This window comes from Deltaproteobacteria bacterium (genome assembly GCA_020845895.1).
Taxonomy (GTDB): domain Bacteria; phylum Lernaellota; class Lernaellaia; order JACKCT01; family JACKCT01; genus JADLEX01.
In genome coordinates this window covers 1-18,463 of the sequence record JADLEX010000158.1, presented here as the reverse complement: position 1 = coordinate 18,463, position 18,463 = coordinate 1, and the positions used below count along the sequence as shown (strand labels likewise).

At 66.2% G+C, this 18,463-nt stretch carries 15 protein-coding genes; 5 read left to right on the top strand and 10 right to left on the bottom strand.

The features are described 5' to 3' along the window. The first annotated feature begins 267 nt into the window (after nucleotides 1-267). A complete protein-coding gene (locus IT350_20470; protein MCC6160439.1) occupies nucleotides 268-1,935 on the top strand; it encodes a methylmalonyl-CoA mutase family protein in 1,668 nt (555 codons plus the stop codon). 25 nt (nucleotides 1,936-1,960) lie between these two features. Here the strand turns inward: IT350_20470 and IT350_20465 are convergent, their stop codons facing one another. The 8 genes from IT350_20465 to IT350_20430 all read right to left on the bottom strand — a co-directional run bounded on the left by IT350_20465 (nucleotide 1,961) and on the right by IT350_20430 (nucleotide 10,695). Next, a complete protein-coding gene (locus IT350_20465; GenBank protein ID MCC6160438.1) occupies nucleotides 1,961-2,656 on the bottom strand; it encodes a PilZ domain-containing protein in 696 nt (231 codons plus the stop codon). A 79-nt stretch (nucleotides 2,657-2,735) separates the two neighbouring features. Further along, nucleotides 2,736-4,256: a hypothetical protein gene (locus tag IT350_20460; GenBank protein ID MCC6160437.1), complete on the bottom strand. Its 1,521-nt coding sequence runs from the start codon at nucleotides 4,254-4,256 to the stop codon at nucleotides 2,736-2,738. A 4-nt stretch (nucleotides 4,257-4,260) separates the two neighbouring features. Next, nucleotides 4,261-5,505 (bottom strand): MgtC/SapB family protein, encoded by a 1,245-nt coding sequence (locus IT350_20455; GenBank protein MCC6160436.1) that lies wholly within the window; start codon nucleotides 5,503-5,505, stop codon nucleotides 4,261-4,263. 163 nt (nucleotides 5,506-5,668) lie between these two features. Continuing rightward, nucleotides 5,669-6,496, bottom strand: coding sequence for an SUMF1/EgtB/PvdO family nonheme iron enzyme (locus tag IT350_20450; protein ID MCC6160435.1), 828 nt, complete (start codon nucleotides 6,494-6,496; stop codon nucleotides 5,669-5,671). A 6-nt stretch (nucleotides 6,497-6,502) separates the two neighbouring features. Beyond that, nucleotides 6,503-8,113, bottom strand: coding sequence for an L-aspartate oxidase (gene nadB / locus IT350_20445; GenBank protein ID MCC6160434.1), 1,611 nt, complete (start codon nucleotides 8,111-8,113; stop codon nucleotides 6,503-6,505). A 119-nt stretch (nucleotides 8,114-8,232) separates the two neighbouring features. Beyond that, nucleotides 8,233-8,916: a hypothetical protein gene (locus tag IT350_20440; GenBank protein ID MCC6160433.1), complete on the bottom strand. Its 684-nt coding sequence runs from the start codon at nucleotides 8,914-8,916 to the stop codon at nucleotides 8,233-8,235. Nucleotides 8,917-9,177: 261 nt separating this feature from the next. Beyond that, nucleotides 9,178-9,900, bottom strand: a complete 723-nt coding sequence (locus IT350_20435; GenBank protein MCC6160432.1) for a hypothetical protein — start codon at nucleotides 9,898-9,900, stop codon at nucleotides 9,178-9,180. Between the two features lie 180 nt (nucleotides 9,901-10,080). Beyond that, nucleotides 10,081-10,695 (bottom strand): XylR N-terminal domain-containing protein, encoded by a 615-nt coding sequence (locus tag IT350_20430; protein ID MCC6160431.1) that lies wholly within the window; start codon nucleotides 10,693-10,695, stop codon nucleotides 10,081-10,083. A gap of 195 nt (nucleotides 10,696-10,890) precedes the next feature. Here IT350_20430 and IT350_20425 point away from each other — a divergent pair, with 195 nt between their 5' ends. Genes IT350_20425 through argF form a run of 4 tightly spaced genes read left to right on the top strand, consistent with a single transcriptional unit; the run spans nucleotide 10,891 to nucleotide 15,751 of the window. Beyond that, the gene (locus IT350_20425) at nucleotides 10,891-11,610 is read left to right on the top strand and encodes a protein tyrosine phosphatase (GenBank protein MCC6160430.1); all 720 of its coding nucleotides are present in this window, start codon (nucleotides 10,891-10,893) and stop codon (nucleotides 11,608-11,610) included. Nucleotide 11,611: 1 nt separating this feature from the next. Next, nucleotides 11,612-13,309 carry a type II/IV secretion system protein gene (locus tag IT350_20420; GenBank protein MCC6160429.1) on the top strand — a complete coding sequence of 566 codons (1,698 nt, stop codon included), beginning with the start codon at nucleotides 11,612-11,614 and terminating at the stop codon, nucleotides 13,307-13,309. 37 nt (nucleotides 13,310-13,346) lie between these two features. Then, nucleotides 13,347-14,834, top strand: a complete 1,488-nt coding sequence (glmU, locus tag IT350_20415; GenBank protein ID MCC6160428.1) for a bifunctional UDP-N-acetylglucosamine diphosphorylase/glucosamine-1-phosphate N-acetyltransferase GlmU — start codon at nucleotides 13,347-13,349, stop codon at nucleotides 14,832-14,834. Continuing rightward, entirely contained in the window at nucleotides 14,831-15,751 is a 921-nt protein-coding gene (gene argF, locus IT350_20410) for an ornithine carbamoyltransferase (protein MCC6160427.1), read from the top strand. The genes glmU and argF overlap by 4 nt, the downstream gene beginning before the upstream one ends. Before the next feature lie 47 nt (nucleotides 15,752-15,798). Here the strand turns inward: argF and IT350_20405 are convergent, their stop codons facing one another. Next, complete coding sequence (locus tag IT350_20405; GenBank protein ID MCC6160426.1) at nucleotides 15,799-16,389, bottom strand: hypothetical protein; 591 nt, start codon at nucleotides 16,387-16,389, stop codon at nucleotides 15,799-15,801. Nucleotides 16,390-16,399: 10 nt separating this feature from the next. After that, nucleotides 16,400-18,232, bottom strand: coding sequence for a hypothetical protein (locus tag IT350_20400; GenBank protein MCC6160425.1), 1,833 nt, complete (start codon nucleotides 18,230-18,232; stop codon nucleotides 16,400-16,402). Between the last annotated feature and the right edge of the window lie 231 nt (nucleotides 18,233-18,463).

Below are 18,463 nucleotides of genomic sequence, written 5' to 3'. Positions count from 1 at the left end.
CACGAACCCGCGTTTCGCCGAAAAACGGAGCGGTGATTTCGACGCGACAAAATCTTGCAATGATGATTACAAAAAATCAAGATAATTTGATGTGGACATCGGATATTTCGTTTCGCCGATGCGCGCGCGATGCGATCGCGGAGCACCGTGGAGCGAGCGGTCCGAATCGCCCTTTCCCCTACCCACGCATGGGCATTTTCGCTAAGATCGCTCCGGCCGCGCGAAGGGGAATCCCGCTTTTTTCTATACCCGTGACGGAGGAATCCGATGGACAAGGCCAAAGTCGCCGAGGCCCGCGCCCGATGGGACCAGAAGGTCGCCAAGGGGCTCGAAAAGAATCCGGAGCGGCGCAAGAACTTCAAATCGACGAGCGACTTCGCCGTGGACCGCCTCTACACGCCCGAGCACCTGGGCGACGGGTGGGACTACGGCGACCAGCTCGGATTCCCGGGCGACTACCCCTTCACGCGCGGCGTGCAGCCGACGATGTATCGCGGCCGGTTCTGGACCATGCGCCAGTACTCGGGATTCGGCGACGCGAAATCGACGAACGAGCGATACCTCTACCTGCTCTCGCAGGGGCAGACGGGTCTCTCGGTCGCCTTCGACCTTCCCACGCAGATGGGCTACGACTCCGATCACCCGATGGCCCACGGCGAGGTCGGCAAAGTCGGCGTCGCGATCTCGTCGCTGGAAGATATGGAAACGCTCATGGCCGGCGTGCCCCTCGACAAGGTCAGCACGTCGATGACGATCAACTCGACGGCGGGCATCCTGCTCGCCTTCTACGTGGCCGTCGCGAAGAAGCAAGGCGTGGACCCGAAGGTCGTCGAGGGCACGATCCAGAACGACCTGCTGAAGGAATACATGGCGCGCGGCACGTACATCTATCCGCCCGCGCAGTCGATGCGCGTCATCACCGACATCTTCGCGTGGTGCCAGGATCACGTGCCGAAGTGGAACACCATCTCGATTTCGGGCTACCACATCCGCGAGGCGGGCTGCACCGCCGCGCAGGAAGTGGCGTTTACGCTGGCCGACGGCATCGCGTATGTCGACGCGGCGGTGAAACAGGGGATGACCGTCGATGAGTTCGGCGGGAGGCTCTCGTTCTTTTTCAACGCGCACAACAACCTGCTCGAAGAAGTCGCCAAGTTCCGCGCCGCGCGACGCATCTGGGCGAAGATCATGAAGGAGCGCTTCGGCTCCACCAATCCCCGCGCGCAGATGCTGCGTTTCCACACGCAGACCGCCGGATCGATGCTCACCGCGCAGCAGCCCGACAACAACATCGTGCGCGTCACGCTCCAGGCGCTCGCGGGGGTGCTGGGCGGCACGCAGTCCCTGCACACCAACAGCCGCGACGAAGCCCTTGCCCTGCCAAGCACGGAGTCGGTTACCATCGCCCTGCGCACGCAGCAGGTGATCGCGTATGAATCGGGCGCGGCGGACACGGTCGACCCGCTGGCCGGCAGCTACTACGTCGAGGCGATGACCGACGCGATCGAGAAGCAGGCGTGGGCATACATCGAACGCATCGACAAGATGGGCGGCATGGTCGAGGCGATCATGCAGGGGTTCCCGCAGCGCGAGATCCAGAACGCCGCGTATGCGTGGCAGCTCGAGGTCGAGACCGGCGATCGCGTGATCGTCGGCGTGAACAAGTTCCAGCAGGACGAAGCACCGCCCGCGAATCTGCTGCGCATCGACGAGTCGATCGAGCGTGGACAGCGCGAACGGCTCGCCGCGCTGCGCGCGAGGCGTGACAACGACGCGGTGAAAAGCGCGCTCGCGGGACTCAAGGCGGCGGCGCAGGGCACGGACAACGTGATGCCGCACATCCTCGCCTCGGTCGAGGCGTACGCGACGCTCGGCGAAATCGCCGACACGCTGCGCGAGGTCTTCGGCCTCTACGAGGAAGTCATCGTGGTGTGAGGGGCGCGCTGCCCCCGGTTTCGCCCTACCGCTCGCCGGCGATCAGGTGGTCGATGTAGCCCTCGAGCACCTCGCGGTCGGTGCCGGCGAAATCGACGAACTCGACGCCGAAGCCCGCGTTGCGGCCCAGCGCGTCGGCCAGTTCGCGTGGGAGATGGTGCACAACCCGCCCGTCGGCGCGCAGCACGCGCATCGTCTCGGGAACAACCACCTCGACGCTGACGAACGCGCCCAGCGCGGGCGGCTTGTCGCTGAGGACGAACAGCCCCCCGCGGCTGATGTCGTCGGTAAACATCTCCAGAAGCTGATTCATCGAGCGCACATTGACGCGATAGACCTTGCGAAATCGCGGCGTGCGTCGCGGGCCTTCGGGAGTCTCGCTCACCTGGCGCACCAACTCCGGCCACGCGGGCGGCGGGTCGAGGAGCTGGATGCCCATGCTGCGCGTGTAGTGCCGCTCGTAGAAATCTCGGGCCGCATCGTCGAGGTGGCCGAGCGACGTCGTCCAGCGCACCGTGCCCACCGTACGCAGATCGTCGGGGTCCGACTCGATGGTGAGACGCAGCGCGGTATTCGTCTCGAAGACGAAACGGCTCGCGATCTCCATGCCGCCGAGCGACAGATTGCGCGTGAACCCGACCGACGTGGGATCGTCGGGGCCGAAGGCGACCGGAACGTGATAGAGGATGCGCGGGTTCTGGCGACGGTCGGCGGAGCTCATGACGGCCACTCCTGCGGTGAACCGGACATGGATAACACAAGGTCCACGTAAACCCAAGTCCGGCGCGTGGGACGGCCGATCATTCGGGATCCACGCTCGTCAGGACGTCCGTCAGGTCGACGACCGACCATACGAGGCTGACACCATACTCCGCGAGGGTGGGGTCGGCCTCGACGCCGGGCCAGCTCGACACCGCCCGCGCGAAACGCAGCACGTTCGCCGCGCGCGCCGTTCCGTCGATGCGCCGCACGGGGAAGAACTCCATCGAGTCCTCGGGGATGTAGTTCCCGTATCCCAGCGTGTTCGCGCCCAGCGGCCGCGACCACACCCACGGGCGCGAAATGTGCGCGACGCGCAGGAACATCGCCCCTCGATACAGCGACCAGTAGGCGGGATGCGTGCGCGCCCACTCGGCTCCGGCGTCGACCGACGCGCCGCCGGCCATCACGAGAAAGTCCGTGTCGGGGATCCGTCGCACCGAAAACTCACCGAGACCGGGGTCGGACGTCACGGGCGTCGCGCGGTCCAGATCGCCGCGCCGCCAGCACTCGCCGTCGTCCTGGGCGCCGACGAACGCGAACGCCTCGCGACCGGGCTCCGGCGTGTCGAGCGACTCCTCGTCGATGTACGCGAGATAGAGCCGGCTTTCGCGATAACCGACCTCGCCGTCGGCCGCGCAGAATTCTCCGTGTTTCGGATCGGCTTCGTCGAAGCTCACGGTGTTCGGAATCGCGGGCCCGGTGCCGAAGAGCAGGAACCCGCGCTCGTCGTCCGTCGCGAAGGGCGGCGCGCACGGTCCGTCGTCCCACCACCCGTCCCAGGCCCGGATCGGCATCGCCGCGATCTGGATGAATTTCTGCTCGGCGATGGGGCCGATATAACGCCAGCCGCCGGTGTCGAGATCGAGCACCGCGAGATGCGACTGGTCGCACTCGGTATTGTTGACGTACTTGCCGTACACGTACCAGATCGCGGATTCGTCGTGCGAGGCGAACGCGCCGGCCGGCACGAAAAACGGAAACTCGACGCCGGTGAGCTGCCAGCGGGTGAACTCCGTGTCATTGAAGAGCCCTGTCGGGTCACCGTTGCCGTCCACGGCGACTTCCTCGGTCACGGACAGAAATGCTTCGGGGTCGTCCGGTCGCGCGAGCACCGCGTCGAGCGCCAGATCGCCGTCTTCGTCGATCCCGACGGGCAGACCGAACGCCGCGCCGGTCGGCTCCCCGTCGAGACGCACGCCGGGGTGCGTGTCCCCGAAAAACCACCACGTCTCGCCGCGCGCCCGGACGTTGAGACCGAGGTCCGTCCCACGGATCAGCGAGTCCCAGCCGTCGTCCTCGGCGTAGGAGAGGCCGTCGGGAAACACCGCCGTGACGAGCCGCTCCCACGAGCGCGCGTAGGGCCGACCGATCATCAGCTCCGCGCCGAAATGGCAGATGTCCTCCATGTCCCGCACGCCGTCCCCGTCGTAACACCACTCCTCGAATCCGTCGGGGTCGTCGCGGTCATAGGGCGGCGACGGCGCGGGAGCGCCTGCGCAGGCGGTGAAGGACGACACGCACAGAACGACGAAGAGGATTCCGCGGCGAAATCGAGACATGGGATCAACCGGAAAACGCGATGACCGGCACGTGCGCCATCGCCCAGACGGCGTAACGCCAGATCGCGTCGCGACGCGCTGGAGCCCCGAGCCAGGCGAAGTACGCGCCCTTGGCCACCGTGTTGCTCGCCATCGCGATCAGCATGGCCGTGACGACGGGGGCGCCGACGGGCGACGCTTGCCCGGCGAGGGAGAGCAGGAAGGGATCGACATCTGCGACGCCCACCACCGCCGCGAGGATCGCGACGCCCGCGCCGCCGAATCGCTCGCTCACCACCCGCGTGATGACGGTGAGCACGACGAACAGCGCGGCGAACGCCATCGCGGGTTTGATTTCGAAGGGATTCGACAGCGAAGAAACATCGGGGTTCCGCTCGTCGTCGCGCGGCGGACGGACCGTGATCGCGAGAACGATGCCGACGGCGCAAAGCCACGCCATGCGCCACGCCAGCGGACGGGCGAAGGCGGGGTTGATCGCCACGACGAGAACGAAGATGCGCGGATACATCACGCTGCCGGCGAGCAACGACGCGGCCAGTGCGTTTCGGGACCTGGCCGGAGACTGCGCCGCGAGGCGGCCCATGGCCACGGCCACCGCCGTGCTCGACACCACGCCGCCCAGCACGCCCGAGAGCCACAGGCCCATCCGCGCGCCGTAGCGCTTCGTCAGCAGATAGCCCGCGAAGCCCACCGACGAGACGAGAATCACGATCTTCCACACCGACGCGGGATTCACCGCGAAACGCGTGAACGGCTGATTGGGCAGCGCGGGATAGATGATCGCCGAGACGAGCAGGAAACGCAGGATCGCGGTCAGTTCACGCTGTTCGAGCCGTTCGATGAAGCGCTCGATCTCCGCCTTCTCGGAGAGCAGGATCGTCGCCACGACGCCGAGAGTGATGGGCACCCACGGATCGACAACCACCGTCAGCGCGCCGATGGCGAAGGTCAGTAGGCCCGCGGTCTCGCTGGTGAGCCCCGTCAGGCCCTCGCGCGCCTTGACCGAATACTCGAAGATCACCAGCGCGGCGACCGCGACAAGCCCCGCCGGAATCGCCCACGACGCGCCGACGGTGTGCAGCCACGCGCAACCGAATCCGAACAGGCTGATGACCGAGTAGGTGCGCACGCCGAGATGCGCGTGCTGCTTCTTGCCCAGACGGCTGCGTTCGCGCTCCATGCCGACCAGAAAGCCGAGCCCGAGCGCGAGCGCGAAACGCAGTTCCGGAATCCAGATGAATCCTTCCATGAGTCCCCGATGTCATCCTGAGCGAAGCGAAGGATCTGGATTCGATTCGCAACCAGGCCGTTCGCTTTGCTCAGGGTGACAATCTCACAGCGCTCCCGACCTTTTCAACACCTGCCATTCACAGCCTCCGCGCGGCGACTAGTCTCCGTTGCGCGCGCAGGGACTAGTCTCCGTTGCGCGCGCAGCGCGCTCCGCGCATGTTGGCCGCGTCGCCCGGCGGCGCGCCGTGGCGCGTCGAGATGCGGGTGTTGGTCGATCCGTTGAACCAGCTCCCGCCGCGCAACACGCGCGTTTCGCCGGGCGACGGCCCGCGCGGATCATCCGTCGGAGATGCCGCGAAATACGCGGCGTCGTAGGAATCCGACGTCCACTCCCACGCGTTGCCGAGCACGTCGAAGAGCCCCCACGGGTTCGCGGGTTTGCCGCCCACATCGCGCGGCCGGTCCGTGATCTCCTTGTACCATGCGACGGCCTCGAGTCCCGCCTCGCGGTACCAGCGCGTTTGGGCGCGCGCCGCGTATTCCCACTCGGCCTCGGTCGGCAGACGCGCGCCGCGCCACGCGCAGTAATCATTCGCGTCGCTCCAACGCACGCCGACCACCGGCTGATCCGGCCCCGCGAATCGAGGATCGTCGCGCATCGGCGTACGCGCGCAGACGCCCGCGGCCACGCACGCGTCGTACCGCGCGTTGGTGACCTCGTATCGATCGATGAAAAACGCCCTCAATCGAACCGGGTGGGCCGGTTTCTCGTCGGCGTCGCACTCGGGGTCGTCGGGATCGCAGCCCATGACGAACGCACCCGCGGGAATCGCTGACATGCCCTCGGGCGCGTCGATGGCGCCGTTCGGCGTCGCGGGCTCCGGTGTCGGCGTCACGGGCTCCGGTGTCGGCGTCTGAGGCGACGAAATCGGAACGGGCGGCGTCGGCGGGCCGCATGCGACGACGAACGCCGCACTCATGAACAGCGCGAGGCCGACGACGCGCCTCATCGCGACTCAGGCCAGAGACGGATAGTTGCGGATGATCGTGTCCTGCGGCGGACGGCGGTCGTCCGTGTGCGGATGGTCGGTGTTGTAGTGCAGGCCGCGCGATTCGGCCCGCGACGCCGCGGACATGATGATGAGATCGGCGACGACCGCGATGTTGCGCAGCTCCAGAATGTCCTTCGTGACGCAAAAGTGCCAGTAGTACTGGTGGATCTCGCGCTTGAGAAAGTCGATGCGCGACTTCGCGCGGCGCAGTCGGCGGTTGGTGCGCACGATGCCGACGTAGTTGTGCATGAATCGCCGGATCTCTTCCCAGTTCTGCGTCACGACGATGGATTCGTCGGAATCGATGGCCCGACCCGGGTCCCAATCGGGAATGCGGTCGGCAGCGGGCGCTTCCGCGCACCCGGCCGCCGCGTGCACGGCCGCGTTGTGCGAAAACACGACGGCCTCGAGCAGCGAATTCGACGCGAGCCGGTTCGCGCCGTGCAGCCCCGTGTTCGCGACCTCGCCGACGGCGTAGAGGCCGGGGATGGTCGTCTCGCCGTTCAGGTCGGTGCACACGCCGCCGCACTGGTAGTGCGCCGCGGGCGCGACGGGAATCAGGTCGCGCGTGATGTCGATGCCGAAGCGCGCGCAACGCTCGTGGATGTTCGGGAATCCCGATCGGATTTCGTCCGCGCCGACGCGCGTGAAATCGAGGTACACGCACTCGCGTCCGCTGACCTTGATCTCGTTATCGATGGCGCGGGCCACGATGTCGCGCGGGGCCAACGATCGGCGTTCGTCGTACTTGTGCATGAACTCGACGCCGTTCGCATCCACCAGCACGGCCCCCGCGCCGCGCACGGCCTCGCTGATGAGAAAATTTCCCGCGTGCGGGTGGAACAGGCACGTGGGATGGAACTGGAAGAACTCCATATTCGCGATGTCCGCGCCGGCGCGCGCGGCCATGGCCACGCCGTCGCCCGAGGCGATGTCGGGATTCGTGGTGATGAGATAGACCTTGCCCGAGCCGCCCGAGGCCAGCAGCGTGGCGCGCGAGACGACCGCGCGGATCTCGCCCGACTTGATGTCGAGCACGTACGCGCCGAAACACCGATCCCCGTCGCCGGCGAGACCGAGCCGCTTGCGCGTGATGAGATCGATCGCCATGTGGTGTTCGTGAAACGCGATGTCGGGGTGCTCGGCGACGCGTGCCAGCAGCGCCTGCTCGATCACCGCCCCCGTGATGTCCTTGGCGTGCAGGATGCGCTTGCGGCTGTGTCCGCCTTCGAGGTGCAGGTCGAACTCCTCGTCGGCGAGACCCGACGAGCGCGTGAACTCGACGCCCCAGTCGATCAACTCGCGCACGCGCGCTGGTCCCGACTCGACGACGTGGCGCACGACGTCCTCGCGACACAGCCCCGCGCCGGCGACGAGCGTGTCGCGCACGTGCAGGTCGAAGTCGTCCTCGTCGGAGAACACCGTCGCGATGCCGCCCTGCGCGTACTTCGTCGCGGTCTCGTCGGCTCCCAGCTTCGACAAAACGGCCACGCGGCCGTATTTCGACGCCTTGAGCGCGAACGACAGACCCGCGATGCCCGACCCGATCACCAGAAAATCCACGCGTTCGATCATCGAATTCCCTCGGCGCGCAACCTAGATCCGCCGCGATCCTCCGTCAACGCGGGCCACGCGTTAAAAAACCCCGGTCCGAAGACCGGGGTTTCGTGTGTCGCGGAGTGGAATCGACGATGTCAGCAGCCGCAGCCGTCGTCGTCGTCATCGTCGTCGTCGTCGCCCTCATCCGTCGTGTCGTCGTCCTCGCCCGGCTCTTCGCCGACGTAGGCGGTTCCGGTGACGAAATCGTCGTTCTGCGTGACGAGACGGAAGTCGAAGCCGTCGGAGCCCTCGGCGTCGCTGGTCGCGTTGAACGCGAAGTCGAGGTACTCGCCCTCGCGGATGTCGCCGAACGCGGCCGACGTCACCACGCTCGAGTGCATCCAGCGGATGCCCGGGCTGTCGGTCACGTCTTCCAGCAGGTCCGCGGTCCACTCGCCGTCATGAATGGCCGTCGGCGACATGAGGTCACCGTTGATGGCGTATTCGGGGCTCGGCATGTAGATCTCGACGAGGTAGATCCAGTGATCGCCCTCGACCTCGGCCGACGTGGTGTTCTCGACGCGGAACTCGAAATTGAACTCCGTGTTCGGCGCGAGCGCGTCGGGCGAGGAGAAATCGAGCGTGCCGTCGAACCCGCCGCCGGTCGAATCGTCGTCGTCGGTGGCATCGTCGTCCGTCGCATCGTCGTCGGCGTCGTCGTCCGCCGCGTCATCGTCCGCCGCGTCGTCATCCTGCGCGTCGTCGTCCTGCGCAAGAGCCACGACCGGCATCGCCAGCAGCATCGCCACCATCAAAGAAACAAAGCGCAACCGGGTCATCCTTTATCCTCCTTACGAAGCCGCGAATTCCGTTCCCGCGATCCTCGCGGGGACCAAGACCAATTTCGCGATATCGCCTTTGCGGGCGTACCGATCAAACCATCTCTCTTCCTATTCCAGATCGCGAATCGGCGCAATATGACTTCGTGACGCGCGCGCGACGGTCCGATCTCGGTCCCACGACTCTTTCGGACCTCGAACAGACGAAACCCCCCGGTCCGAAGACCGGGGGTCCAATTTGGCGTCAGTTACGATTCGGACTTAGCAGCCGCAGCCGTCGTCGTCGTCATCGTCGTCGTCGCCGCCGGCGTCGTCGTCGCCCGAGGCGTCGTCGTCGCCGGAGTCGTCGTCGCCGCCGGGCTCCTCGCCGATGTAGGCGGTGCCGGTGACGAAGTCGTCATTCTGCGAGACGAGACGGAAGTCGAAGCCGTCGGTGGCGTCCGCATCGACCGTCGCGGTGAACGCGAAGTCGAGGTATTCGCCCTCGTAGATGTCGCCGTACGCGGCCGAGGTCACGACGTTCGAGTGCATCCAGCGGATGCCCTGATTGTCCGTCTCGGTCAGCAGTTCGGCGCTCCACTCGCCATCGTGGATGCAGGCGGGAGCGGCCAGGTCGCCGTTTACCGCGTAATCCGGGCTCGGCATGTAGATCTCGACGAGGTAGATCCAATGGTCGCCATCGGCCTCGGTCGGGGTCGTGTTCTCGACGCGGAACTCAAAGTTCATCTCCGAGTCCGGGGTCAGCGCTTCGGGCGACGAGAAGTCGAGCGTTCCGTCGAAGGCGCCCGTGGCGTCATCGTCGTCGGCGTCGTCATCCGCGTCGTCGTCGGCATCATCATCGGCGTCATCATCGGCGTCGTCATCGGCATCATCGTCGGTGTCGTCGTCGGTGTCATCGTCCGTGTCGTCGTCCTGCGCGTGGGCAACGACCGGCATGGCGAACAGCATCGCCAAGATTAGGGCAAAAAGGCTCAAACGGGTCATCCTGCATTCCTCCTTATGGCCGCGATATCCAGCACTCCGCCCACGCCTGTGACGGCGGAAAGCTTATTCACGGAACTATCAACGTCGAAATCTAACCCCGTCCACGGAAAAAATCAAGTCCCCTCGCGGACTTGCCTTTTTCGCGCCACGAATCCGGCTTCCCGCCCGGCGACATCGAACTCACGCCGTGCGCGCGGACCAGAACCCCCGAAGGGCGTCGAGATAGGGTGCCGCTTCGTCGCCCCAGGCGGTGGGCGGCTGGATCTTCCACTCGCAATGGCTGTGGCCCATCCCCACGCACACCGGCTCGATGGCCAGCAGCGGTCGGCCGAAAAACGCCGTGCACCAGCCCGAGGCGTAGCCCATCAACGTCCAGCATGCCGGTGAAGGGGAGGTGATATTGTAGCGCAGGTGCTGTTCGGCCTCGAACGAGTTGCTCCACACCCCCGCGAAGAAAAACTCGCCGCGTTCGCGGTCGAATCGCAGTTCCGTGGGCGCGGCGTGCACGATGCCCTCCCACGTGTGGATCACGGGCCCCGACGCCAGCAGCTCCGTTTCGTTCTCGTAGCGGTGCGCGATCTTCATCTGCATGAAGTCGGCGAAGCCGTTCTGGTAACCGAACTTCAGGAGTACGCGCCGCGCGCGCTCCACGCCGATCTCGGCGATGAGGTCCTGGCGCAGAAGACCCACCGCGTCGGCATCGAGAATCAGTACGCGCTGATCGCCGAGCGTGGTGATGCCCGTATCGGTGTTGAAACGCAGTTTCGTGGTGATGTCGAAATCGGACGCCTTCATGACGGACCCCGAGCGACGAGTGTTCGACAGATATCGGCTTGAAGGACGCGCGGACAGCGAAATGCTACCGGATTCAGGCGCGGGCGTCACGGGGAAATTGGGCGAGCGCAAATCCTGACATCGTTTCCACGCGCCGAAGGATGCCCGACAACCGGGATTCTGCTAAAGTCATGCGATTCTTGACGAGCGGATTTGATGAGCGGATTTGTGGACCTGCACAGCCATTTGCTGCCCGGCGCGGACGACGGCGTCGCGACCGAGGCCGACGCGCTCGAATGCCTGCGTGCGGCCCAAGGCGAGGGATTCACGGACATTGTGCTCTCGCGCCACCAGATGGCGGGCGTGTACACGCTCCCGGCCGACGCCGCGCGGGCGGGGCGTGAAGCGCTGCAACAGGCGGCGGACGAGGCCGGAATTGCCATTCGCCTGCACGACGGGGCGGAGCACTACGCGGACGACGTGTTTCTGGGCGCCGTGGCGACGGGCCCCGAGGCCATCGCGGGCGGGCGGACGCTGCTCGTCGAGGTCCCCATGATGGGCCTGCCGCCCTTCATGGCCGACATGGCGTTTCGCATTCGCGTCAAGGGGTTTTCGCCGCTGCTCGCGCACGTCGAACGCTACCGCGACGTGATCGACAAGCCCCGCCGGGGCCGCGATCTGGCCGACATGGGCTATTTGCTGCAGGTCAACCTCGGGAGTTTGGCGGGCGTTTACGGGCGAAAGGTCGAGCGCGCCGCGCGCGAACTGCTCGATGACGGGGCGATCTTCTGCGTCGCGGGGGACGTGCATGGGCCGAAGTGGGTTGCCCCGTCATGGGAGCGCGGTATAAAGGAACTGCGCGCCTGGGGCGCCGCCGCCGTGCGGACGTGGCTGGCGGACAACCCGGGCCGCGTTTTGCGGGGAGAAACCATCTGACATGTCGATGATGTCCTATGAAAAATTTGGCGACCACGAGCTCGACCCGGAGAGCGTCAAACTCCTTCCCCAGATCTTCTGCATCTCCAGTTCGTGCGTGATTCTGGGGACCGTGGACACGCGCTCCGGCGGGCCGATCCACGTGGGCATGGCCGACCCCGGCAACCTCGACACCATCGACACGATCTCGCGGCGCTTCAACAACCGGCGCATCGTTTCGGTTCCGCTCAAACCGCACGACGTGACCCGCGCGCTCAACCTGGCGTACGGGCTCGCCACGCCGGACCCGGCCAGTCTCGCGCAGGATGTCGTCCGCCCGCAGGGCGAGGACGAGACGATGCTCGAACTCGACACCACGCCCGGGGACCTCGCCGCGCGAGAGGCGACGCGGGTGCGTATCGCGCAGTCGCCCGAACCCACCGGACGAATGCGCCACCTGGAGCCGGTGTCGCTTGTCGAGGAGAGCAAGTCGTCGATCATCCCGATCGTCAACAACCTCCTGCTCGACGCGATCCGCAAAAACGCGACCGACGTTCATATCGAAAACGAGCGGCGCGAGGTGACGATCCGCTACAAGCTGGACGGCCTGCTGCACAAGGTGAAGACGACGATCCACAAGGACAACATCGAGGAGGTCATCAATCGCCTCAAGGTCATGGCCGACCTCGACATCTCCGAAAAACGCGGTCCGCAGGACGGGCGCGTGCTGCTGCGCACACTGCTCAACGGCCAGGATCACGACGTGCCGTTCCGCATCTCGATCCTCCCCGGCCCCTACGGCGAGGAGATCGTGCTGCGCGTGCTCGACAAGTCGATGGCGCCGGTGAGTTTGGAACTGCTGGGGTTCACGAATCAGGATCTTCGCGCCTATCGCCAGATGGTCACGAACCCGCAGGGGATGATTCTGGTGACGGGGCCGACGGGCTCGGGCAAGACGACGACGCTTTACGCCACGCTCAAGGAAATCAACACGCCGCACAACAAGATCCTCTCCGCCGAGGACCCGATCGAATACAACCTCGAGGGCGTCAACCAAAAACAGATTTCCGCGAAATTCGACTTCGCCGACATGGCGCGGGCGTTCTTGCGCCACGACCCGGACATCCTGCTGATCGGCGAAATCCGCGACGAGGACACGGCGGATGTGGCGTGCAAGGCCGCGCAGACCGGCCATCTGATTCTCTCGACGCTGCACACCAACGACTCGGTGAGCGCGATCTCGCGCCTGCACGTGCTGGGCCTCGACTACAACCTGATCGGCTCGTCGCTGCTGGGCGTGCTCTCGCAGCGGCTCGTGCGGCGCATCTGCCCCGACTGCAAGACCGTTCAGCAGCCGCACGCCGAGGATCTCGAACTTTTCCGCGACCAGCTCACCGCGGACGTGTTCTATCACGGCGGCGGCTGCCGCAAGTGCAATCACACGGGATTCCGCGGCCGCATCGGCATCTTCGAGCTGTTCATGATCGACGACGAGGTGCAGCGCATGATCTACGAGGAGCGGCACCTCGACGACATCGAGCAGTCGGCGATGGCCAAGGGTATGACGCCGCTCGTGCTCGACGGCATTCGCAAGGTCGAGCAGGAATACACGACGCTCGAAGAACTGCGCCGGGTGATCCCGATGCGGCAGATCATCAAGCAGCACAAGGCGATCCAATCGACGCTCCGCCAGATGACCAAGAAGCCGCTGGCGACATGACGACCGCCCCGCGCCGCGCGGGAGCCGGGGGTCCAAGATGAAAAATCTCGCCGTCATCATCCTTGCCGCGGGCAAGGGCACGCGCATGAAAAGCGACCTCGCCAAGGTCGCCCATCCCCTGTGCGGTCGCTCGCTCATCAGCCACGTCATTGCGCAGGCGCTTCGTCTGCGGCCCGAGCGCGTCGCGGTGGTCGTCGGGCATCAGGCCGACGCCGTGCGCGCCATCGTGGAGGGTGACTTTCCCAAGGCGCCGCTCGCCTTCGCGACGCAGACCGAACAGCTCGGCACGGGCCACGCCGTGCTCGCCGCGCGCCGCGCGCTCGCGAAGTTCGACGGCGACGTGCTGATCCTCTCGGGCGACGTGCCGCTGCTCTCGTCCGAAACGATGGGCGCGGTGATCGCTTCGCACCGCAAGGCGAAGGCCGATCTCACGCTCGTCACGTTCCTCGCCGACGACCCCACCGGCTACGGTCGTGCGCTGAAAAACGACGCGGGCGAACTGGTGGGCGTGGTGGAGGAAAAAGACGCAAGCGACGCGCAGCGCGACCTTCGCGAGGTCAGTGCGGGCATCTACGTCGTACGCGCGGCACGGCTGTGGAAGCTGCTCGCCCGTGTGCGCGCCGACAACGCGCAGAAGGAATATTACCTGCCCGACATCATCGGCCTCGCGGTGCGTTCGCGCGCACGCTGCCGCGCGTTTCTCGCCGAGGACGCCACCGAGGTGACGGGCGTCAACGACCGCTCCCAACTCGCGGAGCTCGCCGACGCCCTGCGTTTTTCGATGCTCGAACGGCTGATGAAAAACGGCGTGAGCGTGCTCGACCCCGCGAGCACCACGGTGGACCTGGGCGTCGAGATCGGCGCCGACACCGTTCTGCACCCTTACACGCACCTCACGCCCGGCACGCGCATCGGCCGCGGCTGCGTGATCGGCGGGGGTTCGCAGATTCGCGGCGCGCGCATCGACGATCAAGTCGCCGTCGGCGCGAACTGCGTGATCGAACGGGCGCGCCTCGACGCCGGGTGCCGTATCGAACCGTTCTGCTTCGTCGGCGACGATACGCACATCGGCTCGGGCTCGGCCATCGGCCCCTTCGTCAGCCTCTTTCGCAGCCGGATCGGCATCGGCGTGCGCATCCTGCCGCACACGCACCTCGCCGACGCGATGGTCGAGGCCAACGTGCGCATCGGGGCGGGCGTGACGACATGCAAGGTGGGGCGCACCGAGCCCGTGCGCACGACGATCGGTCGCGACACGTACATCGGGGCCAACACGGTGCTCGTCGCGCCGGTGGAGATCGGCCGGCACGCGCACGTGGCGTCGTCGTCCACGATCACCAAGGACGTGCCCGACGACGCGCTGGTCGCCACGCGCGGCGTGCCGATCCTGCGCGAGGACCTGGGCTCGCGATACCGTCGCATCGCGACGGACCGCGAGGCGGCCCGCGCCGCGCACGCGCCGAAATCGCCAGCACGATCCAAATCCCGCGCGCGCGGGGCATCGAAGAAGGGGAAAATCTCGTGAAACCGGTTCGCCATTTCCTGTCGCTCGCCCAGTGGTCCGCCGCCGAGCTCGAATCGATCCTGCACCTCGCCGCCGACCTGAAGGCCAAGAACCGCGCGGGCACGCCGCACCGACTGCTCGACGGCAAAAGCCTCGCGATGATTTTCGAGAAGTCGAGCACGCGCACGCGCGTGAGTTTCGAGGTCGGCATTTTTCAGCTCGGCGGGCAGGCGCTGTTTCTGTCGCCCGATCACATCCAGATGGGCCGGGGCGAGCCGATCCGCGACACGGCGCGCGTCATCTCGCGTTACGTGCACGGCGTCATGATCCGCACCTACGCGCAGGAAAACATCGAGGAATTCGCCGCGTACAGCGACGTGCCCGTCATCAACGGCCTGTCCGATCTGCTGCACCCGTGCCAGATCATGGCCGACATTATGACCGTGCAAGAACACGTCGGCCCGATCGCCGAACGCACCGTCGCGTGGATCGGCGACGGCAACAACATGGCCAACTCGTGGCTCAACGCGGCGGACAAATTCGGGTTTCGGCTGCGTCTCGCGTGCCCGGAAGGATACGAGCCCAACTCGCAGATCTATCAGCGGGTGAAGGGCTCGAACGCGGACCGCATCCTGCTCACGCGCGACCCGGTCGAGGCGGTCGTCGGCGCCGACGTGGTGACCACCGACGTGTGGGCGAGCATGGGGCAGGAAAAAGAAACGAACGAACGCCGCAAGAAATTCGCGGGGTATCAGGTCAACACGGCGCTGATGGCCAAGGCCGCGCCCGACGCGATCTTCCTGCACTGCCTGCCCGCGCATCGCGGCGAAGAGGTTACGCCCGACGTCTTCGAGTCCGCCGCCAGCAAGGTGTGGGACGAGGCGGAAAACCGCCTGCACTCGCAGAAGGCGATCATGGTCATGCTGATGGGCTCGTGAGCCATCAGTCTTCTCATCCGGAAACTTCGTTGGGTTCGTGAGCCCGATCAGTCCTCCGGAAACTTCGTCTTGATCCGCAGCAGCGTCGCCGGGCGCGCGGTCGTGTCGCGCCCGCAGTAGCACACCACCGCGCCGATGCGCTCGCGCGCTGCGGTCTGACCCGTGAGCGTCAGTTCGTAGGTCACGGGCGCGTCGCCGCATGGCGAGCCCGCCACCGGGTCGCCCTCGAAGTGCACCGTGTGGATCTCGAACTTCGATTCGGGAAACGCCATCACGCGCCCCGCGCCCATCTGCATCTCGCCCGCCGGCAACCATTCGTCGCCGAAGCCCGCGCCCGCCGTCAGCGTCGCCGTCAGGTTGTCGCCCGTCCGCGTCATCACGAAGTGCGCGCTGTTGCGGTATTCGAGATCGAGCGTCATCACGGTCGTCACCGATGGCGGATTCGTATCGTCGTCATCATCCGCCGTGTCGTCATCCGCGGTGTCGTCATCGGTGTCGTCATCGGCGTCGTCGTCGGTGTCGTCGTCCGTGGGAGCGGCGGTGTCGTCATCGTCATCGTCGTCGCCGCATCCGCAGCCGCCGACCAGAACGAGCGCAAGCAGCATCATCGCGAGTCGTCGCCAGATGTTCTTCGTCATGGCCGGCTCCTTATCGGTACAGCGTGGGCGAAACGTTCAGCCCGGTGGCGAACGCGACGGCCTCGTCCTGCGTTCCGTGAATCAGGAAAAACCGCCACGTGAACGCCGAGCCCGGCGTCGCCGTGTCGTCCTCGAAGCGCGCGTTACCGTTGTCGGTGTTGATGAACGCGGCGACGTGCGTGAGCCCCATGTCCTTCACCACGTACCAGTCGTCGCCGAGGTTCAGGAATCCGTCGGCGAGCGGCATCGGCCATTCGTTGAACACGAACGCCGTGCGGTCGTACGTGAGCGGCCCGCCCGTCGAGAGCGCGGGCGTGAAAACGAGATCCGTCGCCGTGCCCTCGAACGTCACCGACACCTCGCGGCCCACGTCGTCGTCGAACTCGATTTCGAGCTGGTAGATCTCGGGCGTGCTCGAAACGAGCGACCAGCGCGACACCGCCTCGCGGCGCTTGGTGTCGATCGTCACCTCGACCGCCGGCGCGGTCGTCTCGTCGTAATCGGGCGGAAAATCGGCCTGCGCCATCTCGCCCGCCGCCGTGTCGATGCGCGCCGTGGTGATGCCGGTCTCGATCTTCGCGCGTTCGATGACCGTGCGCGCGCGCCGCGCGACCTCGCCGCAGTGCGCCACGCCGTAGCCGATCTCGCCCTTGTAGGGGTTGATGCCGGTCGCGTCGGTCACCATGCCGAGGTTCAGCAGCCGCCAGCTCTCGCCGATCTCGTCTTCCGCGTCGATTCCGGCTTCATCCGCCGCGACCTCCGCGGCCAGCAGTTCGCGGAAGGCGATCTCGCACAGTGTGCGCACGTGGTTGTCGCGCTCATCCATGCGCCACAGGCCGCCGCCGCCCAGCCAGCGGAAAGGGCCGTTGGTGGAGTCGGGCTGCCAGGTGCCGTCGAGCAGGTCGGGCATTTCGGCGGGCGCGATGCCCAGATCCTTCGCCTGCGCGACATACTCGTCCGCGCGCGCGATGTCCCAGCCGTCGGCCTCGAGCGCCGTGAGTTGATCGACATACTCCGCGATGCACGCGGCGTTTTCCTTGAAGACCGGCGGGAAGTAGGGGTCGAAATCGCAGGTGGCGAGCAGCTCGCCGTCGCCGAGAAACGTCCACGTCATCTCCAGCGTGTCGTCGCCGTCCGTCCAGTTCACGCCCTGGGCGCCCACGATCAGGTCGAGGCCGCCGAAATCGTAATAGGGCTCGGAGGCGAAATCGCCGTGCTGATAAATCCACAGGTTCTTCGGCCACACCATCAGGTCGTAGCCGAAATCCGACATCGCCTCGGCCATGCCCACGCCCGCCTGGCCTTCCTGGCAAAACACCGTCGGCGAGAGTGCGACGCCCGCGTCGGCGAAGACCTGCGCGGTGCGCTCGGCCGACGTCTCCCACGCGCGGCGCGGATAGCCGATGAAGAGCTGGTCGGAGTAGTGGAAGCTGACCACCGACGCCTGCCCGCTCTCCACCAAGTCGATCAATTTGGCGAGGATGCCGGGGTGGCGCTCGGCAAGCACCTCGATGAAGTAGCTCTGGAGTTCGAGATCGACGCCCCAACCCGGGTGGTCGAGGTAGAGATCGAGCACGGGCTCGAAGCTCTCGACGATGATCATGTCCTCCACCTCGGCCTCGGTCATCTCCCAACTCGGGATGACGTTGTCGAGGCCGAGCGGCAGGAACCCGCGCAGGCCGCCCGCGACGTACTGGATGTTGAAGTGGAACATCGCAAGCGCGAACTTGTGATCGGCGGCGCGCGCGGCGTCCGGCGACGCGGCGAACAGTAGGCAAACCGCCAGCGCGAAAACGATCGCGAATCGAACCCGGCGGCGTGGTGCGTGAAAAACGGCAGGCATCGGCATTTCTCCCCGAGAACGGGTCGCCGGAGCCCTGGCAAACGCCCGGCGACGCGAGGCAGCACCTTAGCCCGCCGTAGGCCCGTCGTCCAGAAAGGCGCGCAGCCCAAATTCCGCGATTGAAATTTCGGACGCATCCTCCCGATGCGCCGGAGTCGCAATTTTCTTGGTCGTCACCGTCTCGGACGACGATCCGAGGCGATCCGTTTCATCGCCGTGGCCGGTCGAGCG

Excerpts from the sequence above, each read along its gene's own strand:
- IT350_20470 (MCC6160439.1), top strand. The coding sequence starts at position 268 with ATGGACAAGGCCAAAGTCGCCGAGGCCCGCGCCCGATGGGACCAGAAG.
- IT350_20465 (MCC6160438.1), bottom strand. The coding sequence starts at position 2,656 with ATGAGCTCCGCCGACCGTCGCCAGAACCCGCGCATCCTCTATCACGTT.
- IT350_20460 (MCC6160437.1), bottom strand. The coding sequence starts at position 4,256 with ATGTCTCGATTTCGCCGCGGAATCCTCTTCGTCGTTCTGTGCGTGTCG.
- IT350_20455 (MCC6160436.1), bottom strand. The coding sequence starts at position 5,505 with ATGGAAGGATTCATCTGGATTCCGGAACTGCGTTTCGCGCTCGCGCTC.
- IT350_20450 (MCC6160435.1), bottom strand. The coding sequence starts at position 6,496 with ATGAGGCGCGTCGTCGGCCTCGCGCTGTTCATGAGTGCGGCGTTCGTC.
- nadB (MCC6160434.1), bottom strand. The coding sequence starts at position 8,113 with ATGATCGAACGCGTGGATTTTCTGGTGATCGGGTCGGGCATCGCGGGT.
- IT350_20440 (MCC6160433.1), bottom strand. The coding sequence starts at position 8,916 with ATGACCCGGTTGCGCTTTGTTTCTTTGATGGTGGCGATGCTGCTGGCG.
- IT350_20435 (MCC6160432.1), bottom strand. The coding sequence starts at position 9,900 with ATGACCCGTTTGAGCCTTTTTGCCCTAATCTTGGCGATGCTGTTCGCC.
- IT350_20430 (MCC6160431.1), bottom strand. The coding sequence starts at position 10,695 with ATGAAGGCGTCCGATTTCGACATCACCACGAAACTGCGTTTCAACACC.
- IT350_20425 (MCC6160430.1), top strand. The coding sequence starts at position 10,891 with ATGAGCGGATTTGTGGACCTGCACAGCCATTTGCTGCCCGGCGCGGAC.
- IT350_20420 (MCC6160429.1), top strand. The coding sequence starts at position 11,612 with ATGTCGATGATGTCCTATGAAAAATTTGGCGACCACGAGCTCGACCCG.
- glmU (MCC6160428.1), top strand. The coding sequence starts at position 13,347 with ATGAAAAATCTCGCCGTCATCATCCTTGCCGCGGGCAAGGGCACGCGC.
- IT350_20405 (MCC6160426.1), bottom strand. The coding sequence starts at position 16,389 with ATGACGAAGAACATCTGGCGACGACTCGCGATGATGCTGCTTGCGCTC.
- IT350_20400 (MCC6160425.1), bottom strand. The coding sequence starts at position 18,232 with ATGCCTGCCGTTTTTCACGCACCACGCCGCCGGGTTCGATTCGCGATC.